Here is a 20593-nt window from a genome sequence, read left to right as displayed (position 1 = left end):
GATCTAGCCCGCCGTGTGCGTCACCCCCACCGGCTCGAACGAGACCCGGGTGCGCGCGCCGTCGGCCGCCCAGACCACCTCGACGCCGTGCTCGTCCGCCGCGACCTCCGTCACGGCCCCCGTCACGGCCTCCGCGGGCGACCCTGGGCCGGGTTGGCCGGTGAGCGCGGCCAGGCAGACGTGCACGGTGGTGCCGCCGCCCGCCTCGCCGGACAGCCGGGGCAGCTCGGCCCACGGAGCGTACGCGGTGCCCCGCGGCGCGCGGACGGTCTCCGTCCCGGGGTGCCAGCCGTGCAGGCCGTGCAGCGCCGAGACCAGGGGCTGCTCGGGGCCGGTGGCCCAGCCGGTGTGGGTGAGCCGGGCCCCGGCAGGCGCCCCTACCACCCGGTGCACCCGCAGCTCGTACGGCCCCCGGGCCACCGTCACGCTCTCCACCCGCAGCCCCGGCACCATCGGCGGCCCGCCGGCGAAGACGGGCCGGTGCCAGGACGCCGCCCAGCCCCAGCCGTCGCCGTGCCCCGCGCCCAGCGGACGGACGCGGCGTCGCACACTGGACCGGCCGTTCACCTCGACCGACAGGTGGTTGTCCGCGACGTTGTCGGACGCCGTGGGACCGGTCCGGGTCGAGTAGGCCTGCCGGCCGTAGTGCGGATCGTCCTCGGCCGCCGACTCGCCCTCGTGCGGCCGGACATGGTCGCTGCCGTGGTTGTGCAGCCGTACGATCCCGTCGCCGCGGGTCGCCTGGACCAGCAGCCCCGGCGCGGTCAGGGCCAGTACGCGGTCGCCCTCCTCCACCGGTGCGGGCTCCTCCGGCGCCGTCCACAGCGGGTGGTCCGCCGGGGCGAGGAGGGACACGAACGCCTTCGACGCCCAGTAGGGGGAGGCCGGACCGGAGTAGGACTGGAGCGTGGCCTCGTGCGGGCCGTGCCAGCCCAGGCTCAGCAGCCCGTCGCCGGTCAGCGCGCCGCGCTCCAGGAAGTACCGCAGACTGCCGCTCACCAGCCGCCGCGAGGCACCCGGCGTCAGCGGGGTGTGGCCGGTGACCGCGCCCAGGCCCACGGCGGCCGAGGCGGCGAAACGGTACGCGAGTGAGCGGCCGTAGTGCAGCGGCGCCCCGTCCGCGCCGAACATCAGCGCGAAGCCCTCGAGGTGCGTGCGCAGCCGGTCCCCGTACCGGGCGAGAGCGTCGCCGTCGCCGCCGAGGCGGGCGTCGAGCACCGGGTACAGGTGCAGCGCCCACCCGTTGTAGTGGTCGAAGGCGCGTCCGTCGCCGTCGGCGTACCAGCCCCCGCCCCGGTACCAGCCCTCCATGAGCTCCAGCACCCGCTGCCGGGCCGCGGCCGTCTCGGCGTCACCGCGGCCGACCGACTCCAGGAACCCGGCGACCGTGTACGGGAACAGGTACCAGTTGTTGGGCGCCGGCACGTGCCGCAGCGCCCCGCGCAGCCACTCCTCCACCCGGTCCTGGACCCCCGCGTCGAGGTTCTTCCACAGCCACGGCGCGGTCAGCCGCAGTCCGAGCGCGACCGACGCCGACTCGACCATGGGCTGGCCCCGCACGTCGTGGTCGAGGATCAGCGGCCAGGACTCGGTGTCGTCGCGGCCAGGGGAGCGGGTGCCCGAGGCGAGGCCGCGCGCGTAGCGGTCCAGCCAGCCGTGCGGATCGGCTCCCGAGGCGCCCGCCACCCGGAAGGCGGCCGCGAGGAACGTCCGCGCGAAGCCCTCGAGACCGTCGGAGCGCACACCCGAGCGCGAGGGCCGTCCCGGCAGGTCGAGCAGGGCGCCCCCCGGGGTGCCCCACTGCCAGGCGGCCGTCAGCAGCCCGTCCGCGACGGCCTCCCAGTGGGCCCGGGTGTAACCGGTGTACGGGCTCGACACCCGGTCCTCGGTGGGCAGTTCGAACGGGATGCTCATGCCAGGAACGCCAGCCTTTCGCGTCGTACGGGATGGAGGAAGCCGGCGCCGGACGCCCAGCGGGTCGTCTCGGCGAGGGCGAGGTCGGCCAGGCGGCGCCACTCGTTGCCCTCGGAGCCGGCGAGGTGCGGGGTGATCAGGGCGTGCTCGCAGTCCCACAGCGGGTGGTCCGGCGGGAGCACCTCGGGTTCGGTGACGTCCAGCACGGCCCGGATCCGGCCCGTCAGGACGGCGTCGGTCAGCGCGTCCTGGTCGACGACCGCCCCCCGGGAGGTGTTGATCAGCACCGCGTCGGCCGGCATCGCGTCGATCAGCGCACGGCCGACCAGATGGCGGGTCGTGGGCAGCAGCGGGGTGTGCACGCTGACGGTGTCGCAGCGCGCGAACAGTTCCGGCAGCCCCACGCTCTCGACCCCCAGCTCGGCGGCCTGTGCCGCACCGACGAACGGGTCGTGCAGGAGGACCTCGACGTCGTGCGGGCGCAGCAGCTCGATGACCCGGCGGCCGATCAGCGAGGCCGACAGGATGCCGACCGTACGGCGGTGGTTGCCGACGCCGCGCGAGGTGCGCAGCCAGTTGCCGCGGGTCCGGGACACCCGGAAGTCCCGGGCCCGCTCCAGTACCCGCTTGCCGGTGAGCAGGATCATGCCCAGGGTGTACTCGGCCACCGGCAGCGCGTTGGCCGCGGCGGCCGAGGAGACCTCGACGCCCCGCTCCCAGCACGCGTCGGTGACATGGCCCCGGACACTGCCCGCCGTGTGCACCACGGCCCGCAGCCGGGGCGCCGCCCGCAGCACCCGCGCGTCGAGCGGCGGACAGCCCCAGCCGGTGATCAGCAGGTCGACGTCGGCCAGTACGGACGCGGCCCGGGGCGTGGTCAGGTCGTCGAGCACCGGCAACGGCGCGAGGTCGCAGACCCGGCGGAACGCACGGAGGGACTGGGGATCGAGGACGGCCGAGGCGGCGTCCGGGGACATGGCCACGGCGGCACGGGGCCGGTAGCCGGGTCCGGGGGCGTGCACGGTCACTTGACGGCTCCGGCGGTCAGGCCGCTGCGCCAGAAACGCTGCAGCAGCACGAAGGCGAGGATGAGCGGCAGTACGGCGAGCAGCGAACCCATGATCACCACGGGGTAGTACTCGGGGGAGACCGACGCCGAACTGTTCCACTGGTACAGGCCGAGACTGACGGGATACAGGTCCTGGTCGGACAGCATCACCATGGGCAGGAAGAAGTTGTTCCAGATCGCGGTGAGCTGGAAGAGGAAGACGGTGATCAGTCCGGGGCCGAGCATCCTGAGCGACACCCGGGCGTATGTGGTCAGCTCGCCCGCACCGTCCACGCGGGCCGCCTCCAGCACCTCGTCGGGCACGTAGCCCCGGCTGAAGATGCGGCCGAGGTAGACACCGAACGGGTTGAACAGCACCGGGATGAACACCGCCCAGAAGGTGTTGACCAGGCCGGCCTCCGAGGCCATCAGGTACAGCGGCAGCGCGAGCACCGTCTGCGGCACCATGACCGCCGCCAGCACCAGACCGAACAGCTTCTCCTTGTGCCGGAAGCGGTACTTGTCGAAGGCGTACCCGCAGGCCACGCTCACCAGCGCGCCGACGGCGGCGCCGATCACCGCGTACAGCAGGCTGTTGACGTACCAGCGGCCGTACAGGCCGCCGTCCATGGCGAACAGGTCCCTGAGGTTCTGCAGGAAGGAGAAGTCGCTCAGGGACAGCAGGTCGCTGCTGAACAGCGCGTCGCGATTCTTGGCCGAGGCGAGCACGAGCCACAGCACCGGCAGCAGCGTGTACAGGACGGAGACGGCGACGACCACGTTGACGGTCGCGCGGCCCAGCAGCTTCGGGCGGAGCAGGGAGCTTTCGGTGGCGCTCATCGGACCTCCTCGGCGTCGGCGCGGCTGGTGAAGCGGGTGACGCCGTAGGACAGGGCGATGGTGCACACCAGCAGGACGACCGAGGCGGCCGCCGCGAGGCTGTAGTTGTTGCGGGTGAAGGCCGCGTCGTAGATGTACATGCTGGGCGAGAACCGCGAGCTGATCATGGGGGAGGACTGGCTGAGCAGCATCGGCTCGGTGAAGAGCTGCAGCGCCCAGATCAGGGTGAAGATGGCGACCATGACGATCGAGGCGCGCACCAGCGGCGTCTTGACCTGGAGCGCGGTGCGCACCGGCCCGGCGCCGTCCACGACGGACGCCTCGATCACCTCGCGGGGCACGGCTTGGAGGGCGGCGTAGAAGACCACCATGTTGTAGCCGAGGTTGCTCCACAGGGCGATGTTCACGATGGACGGGATCACCGTGTGGATGCCCAGGAAGTCGATCGTGATGTCGCCCTTCGCGAACAGCTCGATGACCGGGCTGATGCCGGGCGTGTACAGGTACAGCCAGATCAGCGCCGCGATGATGCCGGGCACCGCGTGCGGCAGGAAGAGGCCGAGCTGGGCGAAGGCGCGCAGCCGGACCGCTCCGGAGTCGAGCAGCAGGGCGAGGGCGAGCGCGGCGACGACCATCAACGGGATGTAGATCAGGCAGTACAGGGCGACCGTGCCGAGCCCGCCGAGGAAGGTGGGGTCGGTCAGCACGGCCGAATAGGAGCGCAGTCCGACGAAGACCTGGCGCTCGGGGCCGAAGCCGAGGCCGGGCTGGTCGTCACTGAAGAAGCTGAGGTAGACGGCGGTGCCGACGGGGATCAGGAAGACGGTGACCAGCAGGGCGAAGAACGGCGTCATGAGGACGCCTGCGGCCGTCAGTTGACGTCGCTTGGCCGTTCTGCGGGCGCGCAGTCCCGAGGCGGAGGGCGCCGGAGAGGCGGCGCGGGACGCGCCGGCCGGCACCCGTGAGTGGGTTGTCGTGGTCATGGGTGTGTCACCTGCCTTTCGTCGGCTCAGGTGCTGTGCTGGGTGGTGGACAGGCCCAGGGCCCTGAGGTCGGGCATGGTGCCCTCCTGGGCGGTGCGCAGCGACTCGACGAGGCTGCCCTGGCCGCCGCCGACGCGGGCGAAGGAGTCCTGCATGACCTTCTGCGTGGCGCTCATCCGCGGGCCCCACAGCCACTGGTCGCCGATCTTCTCGGCCTCCTGCTCGAACAGGGTGTAGATGTCCTGTCCGCCGTAGTACGACCGGTCGAAGGCGTCGCGGCCGACGGAGACCAGGCCGGGTGCGGCCGGGTACTGGCTGCTGGTGCCGCTGGAGAGCCGGGCGCGCAGGGAGTCGGGGTGCGAGACCTGCCACTCGATGAACTCCATCGCGGCCTCGGGGTGCTCGCTGTCCTCGGTGATCGCGAAGGTCGAGCCGCCGTGCGTGCCGGCCGAGGGGTCGCCGGTGTCCCACTGCGGCAGCGGCGCGATCCGCCACTGGCCCTTCTGCCCGGGCCGCGCGTTCATCTGCGCGCCTGCGTCCCACGCGCCGCTGAGCCGGGTGAGGACCAGACCGTTGCCGATCTGCGCGTCGGACCGCCTGCTCTCGACGGCGTTCATGAAGACGTCGTCCCGGTCGATCAGCCCCTGCCAGTACTCCGCGACCCGCCGCGAGGGCGCGTCGGCGAGGGAGACGTTCCAGGCACCCTTCGAGGTGTCGAACCACTGGGCGCCCGCCTGCCAGGCGTAGCAGGCGAACTGCGTCATGCCGTCGGTGGGGAAGAGCACCAGCCGGCGGTCGGGTGCCTCGCGGTGCACGGTCGCGGCCTGCTCGGCGAACTCGTCCCAGGTGCGGGCGGCTTCGAGCCCGTAGTGGTCGAACAGGTCGGCGCGGTAGTGCATCACCATCGGCTCGACGTCCAGCGGCACGGCGAACACCCGGCGTTCGAAGGTGGTCAGGCCGAGCGCCTGCGGCAGCAGCTTGCGGCGCAGACCGTCACTCACCAGGTCGGTGACGTCCCGGGCGACGCCGTCGATGGCGAACCCCGGCACCTGCGGATACTCGAGGGTGGCGACGTCGGGCGCGTTCCCGGCCCGGGCGGCGTTGCTGAGCTTGGCGTAGCCGCCCTGCCCGCCGGAGGGGATCTGCTGGAACTCCACCTGGATGCTGCGGTGCGTGCGGTTGAACGCGTCGACCACCTCCTGGCTGCCGCGCAGGGCGGACCAGAAGGTGATGCGCGTGGTGGTGCCCGTGCGCGCCGACGATGCGCCGTTCCCCCCGCTGCAGGCGCTCACGGCTCCTGCCAGGGGTAGGGCGGCCATCGCGGCGAGCACGGACCGACGGCTGGGTCGTCCGGGCATGGCGCCTCCGCGGCTCCTGCGGGTCCGCGGGGCGCGGACCCGACTGTTCGGGACACCGGAATCCTGAACGCCCTGACTCAAACGGTCAATAGATCGATCAGAAGAAAATAAAACGCTCAAACGCTCATTCGTCGAGCGGTTCCGCCAGGCGGTCCGTCGAACCCCGCACCATCAGCCGAGGCAGCAGCTCCACGCGCCGGCCCGTCCGGCTGCCGGGCGCCTCGGCCAGCCGCTGGAGCAGCAGCTCCGCCGCCGCCTGCCCGACCTCCGCCTTCGGCGGCGACACGGCCGTCAGCGGAGGCGAACCAAGACCGGCCACGACGTCGTCGTACGCCACGACCGAGCAGTCCTGCGGCACCCGCACCGCCTCCTCCGCCAGCCGCTGCACGACCATCAGCGCGTCCACGTCACCGTGCAGCACCATCGCGGTCGCGCCCACCTTGCGCATCAGCGCCGGCAACTCGGCCGTCTCGTCCGCGGAGTACGGCCCGTCGGCCCCGGCCTCCGGCGCGATCAGCGTCCACGCCCACTGCTCCACCAGCGGATGCGCCCCGGCGATCTCGGCGAAGGCGGCCCGCAGCGAGCGCGCCGTGGGGCTGTCGTGGCGGGTGGCGAACACCATGCGCCGGTGGCCGAGACCCACCAGGTGCTCCACCGCCAGCCGCGCTCCGTACCAGTGGTCCGAGCACACCGAGTCCAGGGCGTGCAGCGCGCTGCCGCGCCACGGGCGGCGCTCCATCAGCACCGTCGGCACCCCGATCCCGGCCAGCCACTCGTGGTCGGCCTCCTCGTCGGCCCGGCCGCGCCAGCGCGGAGCGATCAGCAGCCCGTCCGCGCCGTCCGCCAGCGCCCGCTCCACCAACGGGCGTTCGGCACCGGAGGCCTGGGGCGAGAGATGCAGGGCCATGCGCACCCCGGCCCGCTCCAGGACCGTGCGGGCCCCGTGCAGGGTCTCGTTGAGGTACGAGTGCCGTACGGGCACGACCACGGCCACCCGGTCCCCGGCCGCGGGGGCCGCGTCGACGCTCGTCTCCTGGGCGGGCAGCGTGGACCGTACGACGCCGTGGCCGCGGCGCAGCCTTCCCTCCCGCGTCAGCTCCTCGACGTCCCGGCGCACGGTGACCACCGAGACCTGCAACTCGTCGGCAAGGTCACGCACCCGCGCGAAACCGCGCGCCTGGACCGCCGCCAGTATCCGCTGGCGCCTGAGATCGACCGGCTCCCGCATCAGGGCTCCCCACCCGAGAATGTTCGTTTGAGCGATTCAGCGCCATCATAACGATCGCTCGCGCCGGGTGCCCGCGCCTTTCCCCACGTCCGGGGTTTCCCTACGGCTACGGCTACGGCTACGGGTCCGGGTCCGGGTCTGAGAGGAGTGGGCCGAGCGGGCCCAGGTCGAGGTTGAGGTCGGAGCGGCTCAGACCGTGCTGCGCGCACAGGTCGTCCATGCGCTCGTCGAGCAGCATGAGCGCCGTGCCGAGCCGGTCCTCCTGCTGGATGCTCAGCGTGCCCTCGTCGAAACGGCGCACCGCCTGGCGTTCCATGAGCTGGCGCAGCAACTCCACGACGGTGAGGACCAGGGCGGCCAGGTCGTTCGTGACCCGCTCGGGGTCCAGATCGAGGGCGTGGGCCCGGGGCGCGGTCACAGCGGCCCACTGTCCGGCCAGGGGGCGGGCACTCGCTCGTTCACCGACGACAGCAGTGCGTGCAGGGAGATCCGCACCAGCGGCACGTCCGCGACGGCCAGGACCAGATCGCCGCTGACCACGACACCGGTCGCCAGCACCCGGTCCAGCAGGTCGACCAGGGGCACCCCGACCGGTGCGTACGGCTCCGGTCCGCCCCAGGGCACGGGAGCCGGGCCCGGCGTACGGGCGTCCGGGACGGTCATGGACGGACCTCCTGATCCGGGCCGGCCTGCGGGTCGGGGTCCTCGTCCCAGCGGGCGAAGGAGTACGGGATCCACGGGCCCGAGGCGTCGACCCGCACCGACGGGTGCCGGCCGTCGGCGGTGAGCCGGGCGAGGGCGCGGGTGAATTCGGTGCGACGCGCGTCCTCCACCAGGTAGGCGACGTTGAGCAACTGCGGGGCACGGCGGCCCGTCAGCCGCTCGCTCTGCGGGCGGTGCCGCGTCGCGGCGACGGCGTAGCGCCGCAGCTCCGCGTCGACGGCCTCCGCCTCGGCGAGGGCCTTCCCGTGAGCGTGCTGCCGGTCGCGCCGCCGCGCGCTGGCCCGGCTGAGATAGGCCCGTCCAGCGGCGCCGGCGCCGGGGACGGAGCCGGTGGCGGGGGCGGAGCCGGTCCCCGCGTCCGCTGGGGCGTCCTGCGAGGCCTCCGCGGCATGCACCTTCACCGCCCATTCCGTACGGTCCCGGAGGCGGTCGAGCAGCGTGTCCAGCACCTGCTGCCGGGCGGCGACGGCCCGAGCGGCGGTCGGGTCGCCCCGGTACAGCGTCGCCATCGGCAGCGGCACCACGGGACCCCGCCCGGCCGCGGCCTCGACGCCCCGGTGATGGGCGCGCGCGCAGCGTTCCAGGTCGGCGGGCCGGTTGAGCCGCTCCGTCAGCGCCTCCTCGTCGAACAACGCGGCGGGCACGTCCTGGACGATCAGGCACAGGCCGCGGCCCGCGCTCAGTACGCGCAGCGGACCGCCCTCCTCGTGTCCCGTCGCCGCGGCCAGCCCCGCGGGGTCCGGCGGGGTGCGGGTGACGGCGAAGGCGCAGACGACGCCGGGGGCCGCCGGTGGGCCGGCGTACGTGCTCATCGCACGGCTCCCGTCGTCTCCTCGGCGGCCCCCTCCAGGGCGTCGAGGCGCTCCCGCAACCGCGCGTTCTCCTCGGCGAGCGCGTCCCGCGCGGCCCGGGACGACAACGCGGGATCGGTCTCCCACCAGTCGATGCCCGCCTTCTTCGCGGTGTCCACCGAGGCGATGAACAGCCGCAGCCGGATCGTGAGCAGCTCGATGTCGAGCAGGTCGATCTTGATGTCGCCGGCGATGACGATGCCCTTGTCGAGGACCCGTTCGAGGAGGTCGGCGAGGCTGCCGGTGGCAGGTGCGCAGAGCTGTGTCTCCGGGCCCGTGTACCGGTGGTCGAGGTCCGTCACCGCGTGCTCCCCGCGGCGTCAGCGGTACGGGCGGGCGCGTTCGTCGTCCTCATACGCCTCTTCCTCCTCCTCGTCCTCGTCGTCGTACTCACCGTCCTCTTCGTCCTCTTCGTCCTCGTACTCGTCTTCGGTGTCGTTCTCGTCGCCGTCCTCGGCGTTCTCCTCTTCCTCCAGCGCCTCCTCGTGGCTCCTGACGACCTCGCCGTCGCGGATCTCGCCGCGCCAGCCCTCGATCTCCTCCTCGTCGCCCATCAGGGTCACGTGCCGCGCGAAGTGCTTGAGGTCCAGGCGCAGTCGGCGGCCCTGCGCCCGCCAGAGGTTGCCGGTCTTCTCGAAGAAGCCCGCCGGGTAGTACTCGACGACCACGACCACCCGGGTCAGCCGGGGCGCCAGTTCGTGGAAACTGACCACCCCGCGGGTGCTGCCCTTGGCGCCCTCGGACGTCCAGACGATCCGTTCGTCCGGGACCTGCTCCTCGACGGTCGCCTTCCAGCTTCGGCTGGACGGACCGACCTTGACGTTCCAGTTCGACGTCACCTCGTCCTCGGCGTTGACACTGCGGACGCCCTTGGTGAAGTCGCTGAACTCCTGGAACTGCGTCCACTGGTCGTAGACACGGCGCAGGGGGACGCCGATGTCGACGACCTCCATGATGTGCGTCGCCTTGACGCTGCCGCCGCCGGTCTTGGAACTGCCGCCGCCCTTGGAGCCGCCGTTGTGGGAGCCGCCGTTCTCGGAGCCGCCGCCGGCGGATGTGGTCAGGCTGTCCGTCAGGCTCCCGATCCGCTTCCCCGCCTTGCCGACGAGGCTGTGGCCGGTGGCGGAGAGGTATCCGCCGAGAGCGTCCTTGAGTTCGCCGAGGGGGGACGGCGCACCCTCGTCCTGCCGGTCGGGGGTCATCCGCGCCCACCTCCGCGCCGGGCCGGGGCCGTGGCCGCCTTCTTCGCGGGCACGGGCTTCTTCGCGGCGTGCTTCGCCGGCCTCTTCGCGGCCTTCTTCGCGGCCTTCTTGGCAGTCCGGTGGCGCGGCGGTGCGGGCGCGGGCTCGCGGTCTTCCTCCCGGGCGTCGTCGGCCGCGTCGTCCGTGTCGTCCGCGTTGTCCCGCAGGCTCTCCCCGGTGAGCGCCTCGGTCCGGTCGCGGAGGGTGTCCGCGAGGCCGGTGAGCCTGCGGTTCGCGGCGGCGGTGACGGCCGCGCGTCCGGCGGTCAGCAGCTCGCCGCGCACCCGCTCGGTCAGTTCCCGGACCTGCGGCATCTGCTGCAGGTCGCCCAGGCCCTGGGACAGCACCTGGCCGGGGGAGAGGCCGATGCGGCGCCCGGCGAGGTAGGAGCCGACCGCGAAGGCCAGTTTGGCCTTCTTCGTGCGGCCCAGGAGATATCCGCCCGCCATGGCGGCCGCCAGGGCCGTCTTACTGTCGCTCATACGTGTCTTCTCCGTGCTCGTCGCGTGGTTGTCGTCCGGCCGGCGGGCCGGGCCGGGCGTTCGAGGAGGGTGAGCAGACGCTCCTCCTCCCGTTCGAAGGCCGCCTCGCCGATGGCACCCTCGTCCAGGGCCCGGTTGAGTGCGGCCAGCCGCGCCTGTACGGCGCGTGGGTCGTGGACCTGGCGCCGGGCCTCCTCGAGCAGGTGGTCGGCGATCCACGCCGTGCCGCGCACCGGTGCGAGGGGCAGCAGGAGGAGACCGCTCACGATGCCCACGCGCTCACCGGCCGTTCGGCGCGGGGCGCGGGTCGACGAAGCTGTAGCACGGCAGCGGCCCGGTCACGCCGAGTGCAAGCCGGCCCCCGCAAGCACGTGCCCGTGCAGCCACCGCCTCCCGGAACCGCGTCTCGTCCGCCGAGCGCAGCAGGAACGAGGCGCTGAGCACCTGCTCGTCGTCCGTCGCGCCCTGGACCGTACGCACGGCGAGCGGGGCCAGGTGGTCGATGACCTCCCGGGCCGCACGCCGCGCCTCGCGGCGCACACCGAGGGCGATCGCCTCACCCAGCCGCACGTTGGCCTCGTAGTCGGGCCGGCGTCGGGTGCGCAGGGCCAGGTTCCGCAGATTATCGTCCCGGCGCACCAGATCGGCGAAGTGGCCGGGCACCACCGTGCCCTTGACGTTCATTTCCACGCATCCGCGTACGCCGTCGAGCTGTCCGGCCAAGTGGGCTGCGTCGGTGCGCAGTTGGGAGGTCAGGGTGTCGGTCCGGGGGCTGAGGACCGCGAACCGCATGGGCAGCAGGGGGCCCTGTGCCGCCAGTTCGTCCAGGACGGCCTGGTGGGCCAGCAGGTCACGGCGCCGGGGCCGGAGCCGTGGGGGTGCGGCCGACACCGCGGCGCACAGACCGGACTCGGTCAGCAGTCGCACCGGGGCGCCGTCGACACCGGGGGAGCGGGGTGTGCGAACCCCGGCGGGGGTGATGCCGTAGACGTACAGGGCCTTCTGCGCGGAGGCGGGGGCGGGGTCAGTGGTGCTGGTGGTGCTGGTGGCGGTGGTGGTGACGGGCGCGGTCATTCGTCCTCCGTCTCAGTGCGCCTGCGGGGGCGGCCGGCCGGTCGGCCGCGGGGCCGCTGGGCGCTCCTGCCACGCTCCGGGCGCTCGCGGGGAAGGGGTTCCTCCTCCTCCGCCTCCTGCTCGGGTTCGTGCTCGGGCGTGAGGACGTCGCGCACCTTGTCGGTCAGGGAGCGCGCGGTCCGCCTGGCGCCCGCCCTGCCCACGCTCTTGGCGACCGGACCGCCGAGCAGCTCGGGAACGGTCGTGGAGCGCACGTCGTGCTCGAGGTCCAGGCGGTTGCAGGCCTCGGCGAACCGCAGATACGTGTCGACGCTCGCGACCACGATGCGTGCGTCCACCTTGAGGATCTCGATGCCGACGAGGGAGACGCGCACGAAGACGTCGATCACCATGCCGCGGTCGAGGATGAGTTCGAGGACGTCGTAAAGGGTTCCCGCGCGGGGTGCGCAGACGATCTCGTCGTCGTAGGGGATCATGCGGTGGTCCTTCCGGGTGCGGGCCTCACGGTCCGCTCACTGGTCCTGGGCACCGCGTCGGTAGCGCGCGATCCTGCGGTACTGGATCAGGTCGCAGGCATGGTCCAGCTCGACCTCGTAGGTGGCCAGCAGACTGGTGGTGTCGGGGATGCGGGCCACCTCCAGCACGTCCACGTTGACGATCCAGCCGCCGTCCTCGCTCCGGCACACCGCGGAGACCCCCTCCAGGTGGTGCCGGATCAGCTCGGACAGGGCGTCGGCGGCACGTCGCGCGGCGTCCTGAGCACCCTGCACGGCACGCTCGCGCGTGGTCGTGGACGTCGTGGACGTCGTGCGGCGCCGTCGCTCGCCAGGTTCTGTCATGCTGCCCACTCTGACCGTGGGGTCCCGGTCCTCGCGTGCGCAGTTACCCCATCCGGGGGGCGCCCCGGGCGTACACCGCCCGAGGGGAGGTGTGTCAGGCGTGCGGCGCGGTGGTGGACCGGCGTCGGCAGTGCAGGAAGAGGTGCGGCTCCGGCCGGGCGTCCGGGTGTGCGGGGGTGAAGAGCGACGCCTCCTGCGCCAGCACCTCCAGGCCTGCCTCCTCGGCCAGGGCGGTGAGGTCCTGTGCGGGGAAGCTGGTCACGCGCACGGGCTGCCCCATGAAGGTGGCGTCGACGCCCTCCACGTCCAGCGGCACCGTGGCCAGGACCAGGTGCCCCTCCGGCTTCAGCAGCCGCACCAGACGCCGGACGAGTGCCTTCTGCTCCATCCGGTCCAGTTGGAGCAGCGAGAAGTACACGCATACGGCGTCGAACGAGGCGTCCGCGAGCGGTACGTCACGGATGTCGGCGCACTGGAAGGCGGCGGCCGGCACCTGCCGTGCGGCCAGCTCCACCATGACGGGGGAGATGTCGATGCCCAGCACCTCGTGCCCGGCCGCGGCGAGGGTCTCGGCGGTGGGCCTGCCCGTGCCGCTGCCCACGTCCAGCACCCGGCTGCCGGGCGCGAGCCGCGCGAGCAGCCACTCCAGCGAGCGGCGGTGCGTCTTCGACCCGGCGAACGCCTTCTCGTACTCGGCGCCCAGCGCGTCGAACGCGGCGGCGGCCTCCGGCCGGTGCTGGTCGTCCTTGGTCACGGCGGTCCCTTCGGTGCGGTGAGCCGGTGCCGTGGTCATCGTTCCACCAGGAGCGAGCGGCCGACAAGGGGCCCTTCGGGCGAGTGGCCCGGGAGGGAAGCGGCGACTCGATCCGGCTGATGCCGTGCCCGCCAGGTGAGGGATCGCTGAGAATTCCTGAGGCGTTTGAACGCTCCGGCCCCCGGTTCCGTATGGAGCCGGGGGCATTTCATGTCCGAGTCCGTCACGACACAGGAGCACGCCTTGGGACACAACAGGCGCAGACGCCCGACCGGGGCGCGGCGCGCGACCTTCGGAGCGGTCGCGCTGATACTGGGGGGCAGCGGCCTGGTGGCCGTGAACGTCTTCGCCTCCGCGACCGAATCCGGCGACAACGCCGTTCCCCTGGGCAGTTCCGGAGTCGCGGCCACCGTCGACTGCCCCGACCTGACCGAGCGGCTCACGGCCGTTCCGGAGCAGGCGCGGCCGGACGTCGACACCGAACTCGCCCAACTCGACGAGCAGATCGCCGCGGCCTACCGCCAGCTCCAGGAAGCGGCCCGCACCGCGGACGACGGCACCCTCGACGAGGGCGCCGTCCTCGACCCGTTGCAGAAGCAGCGGGCGGCCACGATCGAGCGCATCGCCGCCGCCATCGACAAGGCCGGTGACCGCCCCGAGGGCCTGGACACGCTGGCGAAGTGCACGCTGCGCCGCACCGAGATCGCGACGGCGGACGCGGCAAGCGGCAGCCCGGACCAGCAGCAACAGGGGCAGCAACAGCAGCAACAGGGGCAGCAGGACGACAAGGGCGAAGAACCCGGCAACGGCGGACAGGCGGGCAACGGACCCGTGGCGGCGGACTACGCCGACATCAAGTCCGTCCAGCCCAACGTGGTCCGGGCTCCCCGGCAGAAGAAGGCCTCGACCGGCTCCTTCGTCACCAGTTGCGGTGTCAACGCCGAGGGTCTGTTCAACTCGGACAACCTGATCGCCGCCCCCGGCGTCAGCAACGGCGCGCACCACTTCCACGACTACGTCGGCAACCAGGACAACGACGCGTTCGCCAGCGACGAGGACCTGGCCGCCGCCGGCACGAGCTGCGCGGACCAGGGCGACAAGTCCTCGTACTACTGGCCCGTGCTCAGGCTGCAGAACGGCACCGTCGCACAGGACGCCCAGTCGCCCGGAGGCGGCATCGAGGGCAACGTCGGCGAGATCGTCACACCGGCCGAAGTGACGCTGACGTTCGAGGGGAACGAACGCGGCAAGGTCACGGAGATGCCCCGGCTGCTGCGCATCATCACCGGCGACGCGAAGGCGTTCGTCAACGGCGATACCAACGCGAACTCCTCCTGGAGCTGCACCGGCTTCGAGGACCGGCAGCTCAAGGACAAGTACCCGCTCTGCCCCTCGGGCAGCGACGTGGTGCGCACCTTCACCTTCCAGAGCTGCTGGGACGGCCGCAACATCGACAGCGCCAACCATCGCACCCACATGGCGTTCCCCGCCGCCGACGGCAGTTGCCCGGAAGGGTTCGAGCCCGTTCCGCGACTCGTGCAGCGGGTCGTGTACGACGTCGACGCGCCCAGCCTCGAGGACGGGGGGAAGACCGTTCCGCTGTTCGCCGTCGACTCCTTCCCGGAGCAACTGCACAAGCCGGTCACGGACCACAGCGACTTCATCAACGTCTTCGACGAGGACCTGATGCGGGACATGGTCGACTGCATCAACTCCGGCCGCGAGTGCGGTCCCGACACGCCCCCGGGGTCGGAGCCGGGCCAGGGCGAGGACCCGCAGGAGCAGCCGTCCGAGGCCCCCGACGCGTCCGAGGCGCCGGACGACGGCAAGGGCGAGGAGCCCCCCGCCGAGCAGACCGCCACGGCCTCGGCACCCGCGGACAACGGCCAGGACGAGCAGGCCAGCGGAAAGGACGACGGGAAGGACGACGGTCAGAACGACGGGCAGGACGCCGACGCCTCCGCGAGCGCCGAGCCCAGGGCCGCGACGACACCCGCCGACGCCCCGGACGACGACGTGAGCGGCGCCGTGGCCGCACCCGAGGCGACCGGGAACACCGGCGATGGCGGCAACGGCAACGGCAACGGCAACGGCAACGGCAACGGCAACGGCGGCGGCGCCGGGTCGGCGAACGAACCGCAGGCGCAGGGCGGGCTCGCCGAGACGGGATCCGGACTCGGTCTGTGGCCCGCGGCGCTCGGCGGCGTCCTCTTCGCCGGCGGCTGTGTGCTGCTGATCCGTTCCAGGCGGCGCGCGCTGTGACACCGGCATGACGACGGGCGGGCGGGGGAACCACCCCGCCCGCCCGCCGTGTCAAACGAATCGAACAAATCGAACGCAACGAACACGCCATCGCGGGGCGGGAACTGGCTCATTCGAATGTTGCCAATCCGCCCACCCGGGCGCAGCCTGGTCTCCGACGGGACCTTGGGAGCGCTCCCACTGGCATCCCCACTCGCACCTCGGGTCCCTTGCTCTCCGTTGTCCCCCCACGTGGAAGAAGGACATCATGACTTGTCATGATCACATCAAAACCAAGCGAATCCGACGAGCGACGACCCTCGCCCTCAGCACCCTGACCGCGGCCCTGCTCACCCTGATCCCCTGGAGCGGTACCGCCGTCGCCCACGGCTCGGTCGTCGACCCCGCGTCCCGCAACTACGGCTGCTGGGAGCGCTGGGGAGACGACTTCCAGAACCCGGCCATGGCCGACCAGGACCCCATGTGCTGGCAGGCGTGGCAGGACAACCCCAACGCCATGTGGAACTGGAACGGCCTGTACCGCAACGGCTCCGCCGGCGACTTCCAGGCCGTCGTCCCCGACGGTCAGCTCTGCAGCGGCGGCCGGACCGAGGGCGGACGCTACAACTCGCTCGACGCCGTGGGCGCGTGGCAGACCACGGACATCACCGACGACTTCACCGTCAAGCTCTACGACCAGGCCAGCCACGGAGCCGACTACTTCCTGGTCTACGTCACCCGGCAGGGGTTCGACCCCACCACGCAGCCCCTGACCTGGGGTGACCTTCAGCAGGTCGCGCGCACCGGCAGCTACGCGCCCAGCCAGAACTACGAGATCCCGGTGAGTACCTCGGGCCTGAGCGGCCGGCACGTCGTCTACACGATCTGGCAGGCGTCGCACATGGACCAGACGTACTTCCTGTGCAGCGACGTCGACTTCGGCTGACCCACGCCACCCCCGTCCCCCCACCCCCCGCCGGGCGCGCCGCGTCCGGCGGGGACACCGGCCGGTGCGGCCGTCCGCCGAAGTGCTCCGCGACCATCCCGCGTGCGGTATACGTCCCTACATGGACTACTACGACCTGGGCAGCCACGGCCGCCCGGTGACGACCTCGTCGCCCGAGGCCCAGCGGTGGTTCGACCGCGGGCTGGTGTGGACGTACGCCTTCCACCACGAGGAGGCCGTCGCGTGCTTCGAGGCCGCCACCGCGGCGGACCCGGACTGCGCCATGGCCCACTGGGGCATCGCATACGCACTCGGCCCCAACTACAACAAGCCGTGGGAGGCCTTCGGCGCCGAGGAGCTGACCCGGACCGTGGACCGCACCCACGCCGCCGTCGAACGCGCCCACGACCTGGCCACCCGGGCCACCCCGGTCGAGCGCGCCCTGATCGGCGCCCTGCGCGCCCGCTACCCGCAGGCGGGTGCCGTCGAGGACTGCTCGGTGTGGAACGCGCCGTACGCCGACAGCATGCGCGCCGTGTACGAACGGGCCCCCGACGACCCGGACGTGGCCACCCTCTACGCCGACGCCCTGATGAACCTGACGCCCTGGCAGTTGTGGGACCTGCGCACGGGACTGCCCGCGGAGGGGGCGCGCACCCTGGCGGCGAAGGAGGTGCTCGACCGGGCCCTGGCCGCCGACGGCGGCCGCGACCACCCCGGCGTCCTGCACCTCTACATCCACCTGATGGAGATGTCCCCCACCCCCGAGGCGGCCCTCAGGGTCGCCGACCGGCTGCGCGGCCTGGTGCCCGACGCCGGGCACCTCCTGCACATGCCGTCGCACCTCGAAGTGCTGTGCGGCGACTACCGCCGCGTGGTGTCGGACAACGACGCCGCGATCGCCGCCGACGAGAAGTACCGCGCGCGTGCTGGGGCGATGAACTTCTACACCCTCTACCGCTCGCACAACTACCACTTCAGGATCTACGGCGCGATGTTCCTGGGGCAGTACGAGGTCGCCCTCGACACCGCCGCCCGGCTTGAGGCCTCCGTTCCCGAGGAACTGCTGCGGGTGGAGAGCCCGCCGATGGCCGACTGGCTCGAGGGCTTCCTGGCCATGCGGGTGCACGTGCTGATCCGGTTCGGCCGCTGGACGGACATCCTCGCCCTGCGGCTGCCGGCCGACCCGCGCCTGTACTGCGTGACGACCGCGATGCTGCACTACGCCCGCGGCGTCGCCCTCTCGGCCACCGGCCGGGTCGCGCAGGCGCAGGCCGAACGCGACCTGTTCCGCGAGGCGGTCGTCCGGGTGCCGGAGTCCCGCACGCTGTTCAACAACACCTGCGCCGACATCCTGGCCATCGCCTCGGCCATGCTCGACGGCGAACTGGAGTACCGCAGGGGCGACCACGCCGCCGCCTTCGCCGCCCTGGAACGCTCGATCGAGCTGGACGGCGACCTCCCCTACGACGAGCCCTGGGGCTGGATGCAGCCCACCCGGCACGCCTACGGCGCCCTGCTCCTGGAACAGGGCCGGATCACCGAGGCCGAGGCGGTCTACCGGGCCGACCTGGGCCTGGACGACACCCTGCCCCGCCCGCTCCAGCACCCGAACAACGTCTGGGCCCTGCACGGGCTCCACGAGTGCCTGGTGCGGCTGGGCAGGGCGGCGGAGGCGCGGATCCTGGCACAGCAGTTGAAGCTTGCCGCCGCTCTGGCGGACGTACCGGTCGAGGCGTCCTGCTACTGCCGCCTCGACACCGATCCGGCCCGGAGCCGGAGGCGGGTCAGACGCTGACGCCGAAGTCCGCGGCGATGCCCGCGAGGCCCGACGCGTACCCCTGCCCGACCGCCCGGAACTTCCACTCGGCGCCGTGCCGGTACAGCTCGCCGAAGACCATCGCGGTCTCGGTCGAGGCGTCCTCGGAGAGGTCGTAGCGGGCGAGTTCCGCGTTCCCTGCCTGGTTGACGACCCGGATGAAGGCGTTGCGGACCTGGCCGAAGCTCTGCCCGCGGTTCTCCGCGTCGTGGATGGAGACCGGGAAGACGATCCGGTCCACCTCGGCCGGGACCCCGGCGAGGTTCACCTTGACCGCCTCGTCGTCGCCCTCGCCCTCACCGGTGAGGTTGTCGCCGGTGTGCTCGACCGAGCCGTCCGGGCTGGTGAGATTGTTGTAGAAGACGAAGTGCCCGTCCGAGAGCACCTTGCCCGCCGCGTCCAGGAGCAGCGCGGAGGCGTCGAGGTCGTAGTCGGTGCCGGTCGTGGTGCGCACGTCCCAGCCCAGACCGACCAGCACGGCGGTCAGGCCGGGTGCCTCCTTGCTGAGCGAGACGTTGCCGCCCTTGGCCAGGGAAACTCCCACTGCGTTCTCCTTCGTCGCGTCTTCTGATCACGTCTGCTGGTCACGTCCGTGTGCCCGCCCGCCAATCTACAACACTGTAGAAGGAAGGCTTCAAAGGCTTCAAAGGAAACGCTTCTATACGATGTCGCTTCGGAAAGTGATCGGCGGCGGAAGGAGGCGGGCGGTGACGGGTGACCGGCGTCCGCGGCGGCGGGGGCAGGGCGAGCTGGAAGCACTGGTGCTGGCCGCGCTGCGCGAGGCGGGCGGACCCGCGACGGCCGGCTGGGTGCAGGAGCACCTCGGCGGCGACCTCGCCTACACCACGGTGATCACGATCCTGACCCGGCTGCTGGAGAAGGGCGCGGTGAGCCGGGAGCGCGCGGGCCGCTCCTTCGCCTGGACCCCCGCCTCGGACCAGGCGGGACTCGCCGCGCGCAAGATGCGCAAGGTCCTGGACGCCGAGAGCGACCGGGAAGCGGTACTGGCCAGCTTCGTCACCGGCCTCGCCCCGGACGACGAGCGGCTGCTGCGCGACCTGCTGGGGCACACGCGTGCCCCGGAGGACGGCTGACACCGCATGGGAGTCTTCGTCTTCCTGCCCCTGGTCCTGCCGCTCACGGCATGGCCGATCGCCAGGCTGGCCGAGCAGCACCTGCACCCACGGACCGCGACCGGGCTGCTCACCGTCGTCGCCGCCGTGATGGCCCTGTGCAGCACCCTGTGCCTGGCCCTGGTGATGGTGGTCGGCACCGCACAACTGCCGGGCAACCCACTGCCCGACGGCTGGTCCGACCCCGAGGTGCGGGCGGCGGTGCCCTACGACGAGATCGTCGGCAAGGCGGCGATTCCCGCGCTGTGCCTGGTGGTCGCGGCCTCGGCACGAGCCCTGTGGCGGCACGGCCGGGTGCGCCGCCGCGCCCACCGCGCACTGGCCGGACTGCCGGGCGCCGGGGTGGCCGTACTGCCGGACGACGTGCCGTACGCGTACGCGCTGCCCGGCGGACGCCGGGACCGCGTGGTGGTCAGTACGGCCCTGCTCGACTGCCTCGAACCGGGCGAACGACGCGCGCTGTTCGCCCACGAGCGCGCCCATCTCGCGGCCCGGCACCACCGCTTCCTGCTCGCCGTCCGGCTCGCCGCGCTGGCCAACCCCTTCCTGCGGCCCCTGCGCACCGCCGTGTCCTTCACGGCGGAGCGCTGGGCCGACGAGGCGGCGGCGCGGGCGGTCGGCGACCGCCGTTCGGTGGCCACCGCGATCGGCAAGGCGGCCCTCGTCTCCCGGGCCACGCCCGTCGCCACCCTCGCCGGCCTGGCCGCCCCCGGACCGGTACCGCGCCGGGTGGCGGCCCTGCTGGGGCCCGCTCCCGCGGTCCGCGCGTGGCCGCCGGTGTTCACCTCGGCGGGCCTGGCGGCGTGGGCCGCGGCCGCCGGAACCGCCGTCTCGGCGATGTCGTCCGCCAACGCCGCCGTCACGATGTTCCTCATCCTCCGAGCCGCGACGCCTATCTGAGCGCCTTTCATCTCCGAGGAAAGCTCCAGGTCACAGGGGTGTCGGCACCTCATCCTCACTCGATCGGGTGATCGGGCAATCCGGAGCCCGCCCGGCTCCGGATTCCCCGTGTGAGGGAAGAAGCGAGAACACACCGACAACGGCCCGCCCACACGCCGGGCTGACCCGGATCCCGCCGATCACCACTTCACCGTATTCCGCACCAACGCAGTCTTCGGG

At 72.4% G+C, this 20593-nt stretch carries 23 protein-coding genes; 5 read left to right on the top strand and 18 right to left on the bottom strand.

Annotated elements, in window-relative coordinates:
* Positions 1–3 precede the first annotated feature (3 nt).
* The 17 genes from KUM40_RS24285 to KUM40_RS24205 all read right to left on the bottom strand — a co-directional run bounded on the left by KUM40_RS24285 (position 4) and on the right by KUM40_RS24205 (position 13374).
* Positions 4–1914, bottom strand: coding sequence for a DUF2264 domain-containing protein (locus KUM40_RS24285; RefSeq protein ID WP_217168216.1), 1911 nt, complete (start codon positions 1912–1914; stop codon positions 4–6).
* Positions 1911–2942 (bottom strand): hydroxyacid dehydrogenase, encoded by a 1032-nt coding sequence (locus tag KUM40_RS24280; protein ID WP_217168215.1) that lies wholly within the window; start codon positions 2940–2942, stop codon positions 1911–1913. Before KUM40_RS24280 ends, KUM40_RS24285 begins: the two co-directional genes overlap by 4 nt.
* A complete protein-coding gene (locus tag KUM40_RS24275; RefSeq protein ID WP_217168214.1) occupies positions 2939–3802 on the bottom strand; it encodes a carbohydrate ABC transporter permease in 864 nt (287 codons plus the stop codon). Before KUM40_RS24275 ends, KUM40_RS24280 begins: the two co-directional genes overlap by 4 nt.
* A complete protein-coding gene (locus KUM40_RS24270; RefSeq protein ID WP_217168213.1) occupies positions 3799–4785 on the bottom strand; it encodes a carbohydrate ABC transporter permease in 987 nt (328 codons plus the stop codon). Before KUM40_RS24270 ends, KUM40_RS24275 begins: the two co-directional genes overlap by 4 nt.
* Positions 4786–4811: 26 nt before the next feature.
* Positions 4812–6143, bottom strand: coding sequence for an ABC transporter substrate-binding protein (locus KUM40_RS24265; protein ID WP_217168212.1), 1332 nt, complete (start codon positions 6141–6143; stop codon positions 4812–4814).
* Between the two features lie 124 nt (positions 6144–6267).
* On the bottom strand, positions 6268–7371 hold the full coding sequence (locus KUM40_RS24260) for a substrate-binding domain-containing protein (RefSeq protein WP_217168211.1): 1104 nt from the start codon (positions 7369–7371) through the stop codon (positions 6268–6270).
* Positions 7372–7489: 118 nt separating this feature from the next.
* A complete protein-coding gene (locus tag KUM40_RS24255) occupies positions 7490–7789 on the bottom strand; it encodes a gas vesicle protein K (RefSeq protein WP_217168210.1) in 300 nt (99 codons plus the stop codon).
* Positions 7786–8034, bottom strand: coding sequence for a gas vesicle protein (locus KUM40_RS24250; RefSeq protein ID WP_016325204.1), 249 nt, complete (start codon positions 8032–8034; stop codon positions 7786–7788). The genes KUM40_RS24255 and KUM40_RS24250 overlap by 4 nt, the downstream gene beginning before the upstream one ends.
* Entirely contained in the window at positions 8031–8906 is an 876-nt protein-coding gene (locus tag KUM40_RS24245; RefSeq protein WP_217168209.1) for a GvpL/GvpF family gas vesicle protein, read from the bottom strand. The genes KUM40_RS24250 and KUM40_RS24245 overlap by 4 nt, the downstream gene beginning before the upstream one ends.
* Complete coding sequence (locus KUM40_RS24240) at positions 8903–9247, bottom strand: gas vesicle protein (RefSeq protein ID WP_217168208.1); 345 nt, start codon at positions 9245–9247, stop codon at positions 8903–8905. Before KUM40_RS24240 ends, KUM40_RS24245 begins: the two co-directional genes overlap by 4 nt.
* A gap of 18 nt (positions 9248–9265) precedes the next feature.
* Positions 9266–10147, bottom strand: a complete 882-nt coding sequence (locus KUM40_RS24235; protein WP_217168207.1) for an SRPBCC family protein — start codon at positions 10145–10147, stop codon at positions 9266–9268.
* The gene (locus tag KUM40_RS24230; RefSeq protein ID WP_217168206.1) at positions 10144–10668 is read right to left on the bottom strand and encodes a hypothetical protein; all 525 of its coding nucleotides are present in this window, start codon (positions 10666–10668) and stop codon (positions 10144–10146) included. The genes KUM40_RS24235 and KUM40_RS24230 overlap by 4 nt, the downstream gene beginning before the upstream one ends.
* Positions 10665–10943, bottom strand: coding sequence for a gas vesicle protein GvpG (locus KUM40_RS24225; RefSeq protein WP_217168205.1), 279 nt, complete (start codon positions 10941–10943; stop codon positions 10665–10667). Before KUM40_RS24225 ends, KUM40_RS24230 begins: the two co-directional genes overlap by 4 nt.
* Positions 10944–10947: 4 nt before the next feature.
* A complete protein-coding gene (locus KUM40_RS24220) occupies positions 10948–11742 on the bottom strand; it encodes a GvpL/GvpF family gas vesicle protein (protein ID WP_217168204.1) in 795 nt (264 codons plus the stop codon).
* Entirely contained in the window at positions 11739–12218 is a 480-nt protein-coding gene (gene gvpJ / locus KUM40_RS24215; protein WP_217168203.1) for a gas vesicle protein GvpJ, read from the bottom strand. Before gvpJ ends, KUM40_RS24220 begins: the two co-directional genes overlap by 4 nt.
* Before the next feature lie 36 nt (positions 12219–12254).
* A complete protein-coding gene (locus KUM40_RS24210; protein WP_217168202.1) occupies positions 12255–12581 on the bottom strand; it encodes a gas vesicle protein in 327 nt (108 codons plus the stop codon).
* A 94-nt stretch (positions 12582–12675) separates the two neighbouring features.
* The gene (locus KUM40_RS24205; RefSeq protein WP_217168201.1) at positions 12676–13374 is read right to left on the bottom strand and encodes a bifunctional 2-polyprenyl-6-hydroxyphenol methylase/3-demethylubiquinol 3-O-methyltransferase UbiG; all 699 of its coding nucleotides are present in this window, start codon (positions 13372–13374) and stop codon (positions 12676–12678) included.
* 171 nt (positions 13375–13545) lie between these two features.
* Between KUM40_RS24205 and KUM40_RS24200 the strand changes: the two genes are divergently transcribed.
* The 3 genes from KUM40_RS24200 to KUM40_RS24190 all read left to right on the top strand — a co-directional run bounded on the left by KUM40_RS24200 (position 13546) and on the right by KUM40_RS24190 (position 18320).
* Positions 13546–15597 (top strand): DUF1996 domain-containing protein, encoded by a 2052-nt coding sequence (locus KUM40_RS24200; protein WP_217168200.1) that lies wholly within the window; start codon positions 13546–13548, stop codon positions 15595–15597.
* Positions 15598–15844: 247 nt separating this feature from the next.
* Positions 15845–16522 carry a lytic polysaccharide monooxygenase gene (locus tag KUM40_RS24195; RefSeq protein WP_217168199.1) on the top strand — a complete coding sequence of 226 codons (678 nt, stop codon included), beginning with the start codon at positions 15845–15847 and terminating at the stop codon, positions 16520–16522.
* Between the two features lie 121 nt (positions 16523–16643).
* Positions 16644–18320: a hypothetical protein gene (locus tag KUM40_RS24190; RefSeq protein ID WP_217168198.1), complete on the top strand. Its 1677-nt coding sequence runs from the start codon at positions 16644–16646 to the stop codon at positions 18318–18320.
* Here KUM40_RS24190 and KUM40_RS24185 read toward each other — a convergent pair.
* On the bottom strand, positions 18310–18885 hold the full coding sequence (locus KUM40_RS24185; protein ID WP_217168197.1) for a TerD family protein: 576 nt from the start codon (positions 18883–18885) through the stop codon (positions 18310–18312). The two genes, KUM40_RS24190 and KUM40_RS24185, sit on opposite strands and share 11 nt — an antisense overlap.
* A 121-nt stretch (positions 18886–19006) precedes the next feature.
* Between KUM40_RS24185 and KUM40_RS24180 the strand changes: the two genes are divergently transcribed.
* Entirely contained in the window at positions 19007–19435 is a 429-nt protein-coding gene (locus tag KUM40_RS24180; RefSeq protein ID WP_217168196.1) for a BlaI/MecI/CopY family transcriptional regulator, read from the top strand.
* A gap of 6 nt (positions 19436–19441) precedes the next feature.
* Positions 19442–20374 carry a M56 family metallopeptidase gene (locus tag KUM40_RS24175; protein ID WP_217168195.1) on the top strand — a complete coding sequence of 311 codons (933 nt, stop codon included), beginning with the start codon at positions 19442–19444 and terminating at the stop codon, positions 20372–20374.
* Positions 20375–20593: the final 219 nt, after the last annotated feature.

It is taken from the genome of Streptomyces sp. AC512_CC834 (assembly GCF_019049325.1).
Lineage (GTDB): Bacteria > Actinomycetota > Actinomycetes > Streptomycetales > Streptomycetaceae > Streptomyces.
The sequence above is the reverse complement of the archived record's forward strand: the minus strand, read 5'-3'. Positions and strand labels throughout refer to the sequence as shown.